Source organism: Tunicatimonas sp. (assembly GCF_049647865.1).
Classification (GTDB): domain Bacteria; phylum Bacteroidota; class Bacteroidia; order Cytophagales; family Cyclobacteriaceae; genus Tunicatimonas.
The window spans coordinates 1-4,173 of the sequence record NZ_JBARYM010000244.1; the positions used below are offsets into that span (position 1 = coordinate 1).

The 4,173-nt window shown below is 44.2% G+C and carries 7 protein-coding genes; 1 reads left to right on the forward strand and 6 read right to left on the reverse strand.

Annotated features, from left to right (window positions below; genetic code table 11):
• Together WBA23_RS07495 and WBA23_RS07500 are read right to left on the reverse strand one after the other, a co-directional pair.
• The coding region (locus tag WBA23_RS07495) for a sugar phosphate nucleotidyltransferase (RefSeq protein ID WP_424581654.1) at window positions 1-476 on the reverse strand (476 nt) is incomplete at its 3' end.
• A gap of 95 nt (window positions 477-571) precedes the next feature.
• Complete coding sequence (locus tag WBA23_RS07500) at window positions 572-1,357, reverse strand: class I SAM-dependent methyltransferase (protein ID WP_424581655.1); 786 nt, start codon at window positions 1,355-1,357, stop codon at window positions 572-574.
• Between the two features lie 232 nt (window positions 1,358-1,589).
• On the opposite strand from WBA23_RS07500, the gene WBA23_RS07505 reads away from it, so the two are divergent.
• Window positions 1,590-1,835 carry a hypothetical protein gene (locus tag WBA23_RS07505; RefSeq protein ID WP_424581656.1) on the forward strand — a complete coding sequence of 82 codons (246 nt, stop codon included), beginning with the start codon at window positions 1,590-1,592 and terminating at the stop codon, window positions 1,833-1,835.
• Here WBA23_RS07505 and WBA23_RS07510 read toward each other — a convergent pair.
• The 4 genes from WBA23_RS07510 to WBA23_RS07525 form a co-directional block, all read right to left on the reverse strand.
• Window positions 1,821-2,624, reverse strand: coding sequence for a GNAT family N-acetyltransferase (locus tag WBA23_RS07510; protein WP_424581657.1), 804 nt, complete (start codon window positions 2,622-2,624; stop codon window positions 1,821-1,823). The genes WBA23_RS07505 and WBA23_RS07510 overlap by 15 nt on opposite strands.
• A 50-nt stretch (window positions 2,625-2,674) precedes the next feature.
• Window positions 2,675-3,124: a DinB family protein gene (locus WBA23_RS07515; RefSeq protein ID WP_424581658.1), complete on the reverse strand. Its 450-nt coding sequence runs from the start codon at window positions 3,122-3,124 to the stop codon at window positions 2,675-2,677.
• Window positions 3,125-3,146: 22 nt separating this feature from the next.
• Window positions 3,147-3,860: a class I SAM-dependent methyltransferase gene (locus WBA23_RS07520; protein ID WP_424581659.1), complete on the reverse strand. Its 714-nt coding sequence runs from the start codon at window positions 3,858-3,860 to the stop codon at window positions 3,147-3,149.
• Between the two features lie 3 nt (window positions 3,861-3,863).
• A partial coding sequence (locus tag WBA23_RS07525) for an alpha amylase C-terminal domain-containing protein (protein ID WP_424581660.1) occupies window positions 3,864-4,173 on the reverse strand: 310 nt, incomplete at its 5' end.

The following is a 4,173-nucleotide window of genomic DNA, read 5'->3' on the forward strand; positions in this document are numbered from 1 at the left end:
CCTTCGGGCTGTACGGCAGTCATAGTTACCAGCTTACCGTGGTTTTGATGGAAGTTTACTAATTCTTTGATATTGACATCCGATACTCCATCGCCGTAGGTGAACATAAAAGGTTCGTTATTCAGGTAGGGTTTGGCTCGCTTAAGCCTCCCGCCGGTCATAGTATTAAGTCCGGTATTAATCAGGGTTACTTTCCAAGGTTCGGCATCGTGTTGGCTGTGCGATTCAATACTGTTTTGGGCAATATCAATAGTCACATCATTTTGATGAAGGAAGTAATTGGCAAAGTACTCCTTAATTACGTAGCCTTTGTAGCCAAGCAAAATAACAAAATCGTTGAAGCCAAAGCTGGAGTAAATTTTCATAACATGCCACAGAATGGGCCGCCCCCCGATCTCCACCATCGGTTTAGGAATCAGATGGGTTTCTTCACTGAGGCGGGTGCCAAATCCCCCGGCCAGAATAAGTACTTTCATATATCAGTCATCAGTCAATAGTCCACAGTCGACAGTTCTTGATCAATCGTACAACAGGTTGAATTTCGCGCATCTTTTTATCAATTGCACATTTTTCATTGCACATTGCTCATTGCTTCTGGTTTTAGGCAAAAATAAACAATCTCACTATCCATCAGCGCGTATCGCTGAATTTGTTCGGGGGTGAAGTGCTTCACGTAATCATCTTCGGTTACATCCAGTCCGGCTTGTCTCAATCGGTCGCCGTAGTCGTGACCGTAGCGGCGCACGTGGTCATCCTGTCCGTAGAGGCGTTCTCGATCTTTAGGGTCAGTCACAGCAGGATCTTCTTGCGTAACGGGAATATCGTAGGTGGGTGACTGAATAATGGCCCAACCACTGGGCTTCAGCACTCGGCAAATCTCACTTGCACAGCGAATGTCATCAGTTACGTGTTCCATCACATGGTTGCACAGCACTACGTCAAACGTATTATCGCCAAAAGGAATATTGTGCAAGTCCATTTTGATATCTGCCCAGGGCGAGTCCAGATCAGCCGTAGTGTAATCTAACGATTGCATCGCAGAAAACTTGGGAATAAAGCAGATTTCGGGAGCTACGTGCAGCAGTTTTTGAGGCTTCGTAAAGAAATTAGTTTTGTCTTGCAAGTAGAGCCAAAGTAGGCGGTGCCGTTCCAGGGTTAGCGAGCCGGGACAGAGCGCGTTCGAGCGGGTTTCGATGCGTCCGTATGGTAGAAATTTGCGATAACCTCGCTCATCTACCGGGCAGAATAAGCGATCACCCCGGTAAAAAAAAGCTATTAGACGAAGCAACGGCTGGCTAATTAGCTGTAAATACTTACGCGGTACATAGCGAATTGCCCAGCGGATCAACCATTTCATAATGCAAAGATAGTAGAAGGAAAGAGACCACCTAATTGTATTATTCTATGAAATTTTATAATATTAATTTTCAAATGCAGAATATTCATGGAAGTAGTGGGTAAGTAAATGAATTCTTTTTTTAGTGCAACAAACCAAACGTTACACTAGTGTTTTTTACTTAATTCAACTTAGGAACTTTCTTTGTACAGAATAAATTGATAGGATTGTCACTTAATTCTCGCTTATTGGTATGAGGACATTAAAGTTTAAAACCAACATCCAGGAGATGAACTGCGTAGACCGTATTGCGTCTTACCTGGATAACGTGAAAGATGTTATTACTTGGTCAATTGATATAAATGCCGAAGATCATTTGCTGGTGGTACAGGGGTACGAAGCCCTTCAGCCCCGCGATGTAGTAAGCATTATCAATTTAGCTGGGTTCCACGCGAAGCCCGTAAAGGGAAATTTAATCACGCGCCTATTGGGGGTTTGAATCGCTTTTCTGCGAAAAATAGGTATTCCCAATCTGATACTTTCGTTCCGATTTAAGCATATCCACCGGTTTATTTTGCTCATCAGACCGACATAGCTCTTTTAAAAGATTAGCGTCAGTATTCCACCGGATGCCATCAAAAAATTCAGCACCTTTGTGGTCGCGCACTTTGTACAATGATTTTTCGCGGTAGCAGGTACCGATGTACACGTAGTCCAAGCCTTGCTCCTGCGCCCATTCAATCACTTTCCACATCATCCATTTACCCAGCGAATGGGAACGCATATACTCAGTATCGTAAAACGAAAACCAGTAGTGCAAGGTGTTTCCTTCTATGATAGCGAATACGTAACCCAGCATCTGTTCGGTATTGCGGAAAGTAAAAATATGACTGATAAGGTCGCGGCTAAGTACGTATTGTAACCGTTCGGAATCCATGTCGCCCCCCGCGAAGCGTTCTTCAGCGTAATCAGTACAAAAAGCCACAAAGTCTGGGTCACTAGTATCAAATTCTGATTTTGCTTGTACTAGCATACCAGCTTGCAACGGTTCCATTTTACGATCTACCCGCCGGTTCTCCGACAAAGTTTTAAATTCGGTCAAATTGACCCGTAGGCTGCGGGCTAGATAGAATACGTCATCTTTCCAGTCAGTATCACCCGTGTACGGTAAAAAGCCGCGCGCGTAAATTTCTGGTAACTCTTCTTGGCTTTCTTTCACGCAGTAAACCGCATAAGAAAAAGTGTAAGAAGTATAGTCGGTCTGATGCTCGGAGAATAATATTTTCATGGTTCGATTGCTGATTGCTGATATGTTTCTTAATTTTCAATTTTCACATCTCACATTTTTAACTCTTCTCTGGTATAAAAAATATAATCCATTGGTTGAGGGATTAATCCTTGCTGACGAATAACGGTACTAATTTGCCCCCGATGGTGGGTTGAATGATTTAGCACATGCCAAAGTATGTCGTCCATTCGGTTGTGAAACGAAGTTCCTTTGCTATTCTGATAGGTAATAGATTGAGTTAGATCGCTAGTATCGCTTAAAAATTGCTGCGTTGCTGTCCAGGCTTGTTGGTTGATCGCTAACCACTGCGAGTAGTCATGCTCCTGCCACACTGCATAAGGCGATGCTTCTCCCTTGAGCCGGGATAACCAAGTAAAGTGAGCATTCAACAAGTGACTCATCCAGGAAATGATCTGCTCATGGTCTACCAAATTCTCATTCAGGTAACGAATGAGTTTTTCGTTGGTGTCGTAGTTATACTGGTAGAGACGATGGAACATAGTAGTTTGAGTTAAGTGGTAGCTACTTCTTCTTTCCCCCGAAAATTGCGTGTCCGGCGAACATCCAGTAAGCATCTACAGACTGAAATCCGGCTTCTTTCAGCCAGTTGAGTTGATCGAGTAGGGTAGAAGGCTGATCTATCGGGTCTTCATTGGGGTAAGCAAAGTAATTCCAGTGGTCTGTGGTGAACGTTTGGTACGCATTTGGGTGCTGCTGTTGCTCAACGTAAGCATCCCATTGCTGAGCTGCAATCTCAAATCCGGCAGTTGTAGTAGGGCGAATAATATCGGCCACGAACAACGCACCCCCGGAAGCTAAAGCTTGGTAAAGGTCTTGAAACAGTTGCTGCTTTCCAGCATCATTCAAATGATGAATTAGTAGCGACGAAACTACGGCGTGCACCGGAAACGAGAACTGCCGCCAGTCGGTAGCCGCTAAATCAAACTGTTGCGTGCGAAAGCGATCTTGGTAAGGGCCCGCTTGTTGAGTGGCTTGAGCGAGCATAGTGGGCGAACCATCGTAAGCGTATACCGTTGCTTCGGAATATTGTTTCAACAACTGATAGCTTAGCAGACCAGCTCCGCAACCCAAGTCAACTACGTTAGCTAAGGGTGGCAACGGAGCAATCAGCTCGCCAATAATGCGTTGCTGTTCGTCACGGTAGGGAACAAAATCGTTACCGTATTGTATAAAGTCCTGAGAGTTCTTCTCAGTCCAAATAGAATCAGTATCCATTATTTATTTGTCAGATTGTATGGTGAACACATAGGAAGCTAAGGGCGGTAAGCTCATTGAAATACCGGTATCGCCCTCGCTGCTAATTGCTTCACGGGTATTCATTGTAGCGGTGTTTCCCGTTTGGAAAGTATCCTGTAGCTGGTAAGTTACTTCCTCCGATAGGCCCATCGACTGGATGGCGGTAACTGGAATTTTTAAATTAAAAGATTGCGTATTGCTAGCATCGAAGTTGGATACAATTAATAATTGCTGGTTATTAGTAAACCGCAGGAAAGCATAAACCTGGTCGTTGTAGCCATCAGTAAATTGC

Bases quoted from the DNA above. Each gene is read 5' to 3' on its own strand.
- WBA23_RS07505 (WP_424581656.1), top strand. From the start codon at position 1,590: ATGAGGACATTAAAGTTTAAAACCAACATCCAGGAGATGAACTGCGTA.
- WBA23_RS07500 (WP_424581655.1), bottom strand. From the start codon at position 1,357: ATGAAATGGTTGATCCGCTGGGCAATTCGCTATGTACCGCGTAAGTAT.
- WBA23_RS07510 (WP_424581657.1), bottom strand. From the start codon at position 2,624: ATGAAAATATTATTCTCCGAGCATCAGACCGACTATACTTCTTACACT.
- WBA23_RS07520 (WP_424581659.1), bottom strand. From the start codon at position 3,860: ATGGATACTGATTCTATTTGGACTGAGAAGAACTCTCAGGACTTTATA.
- WBA23_RS07515 (WP_424581658.1), bottom strand. From the start codon at position 3,124: ATGTTCCATCGTCTCTACCAGTATAACTACGACACCAACGAAAAACTC.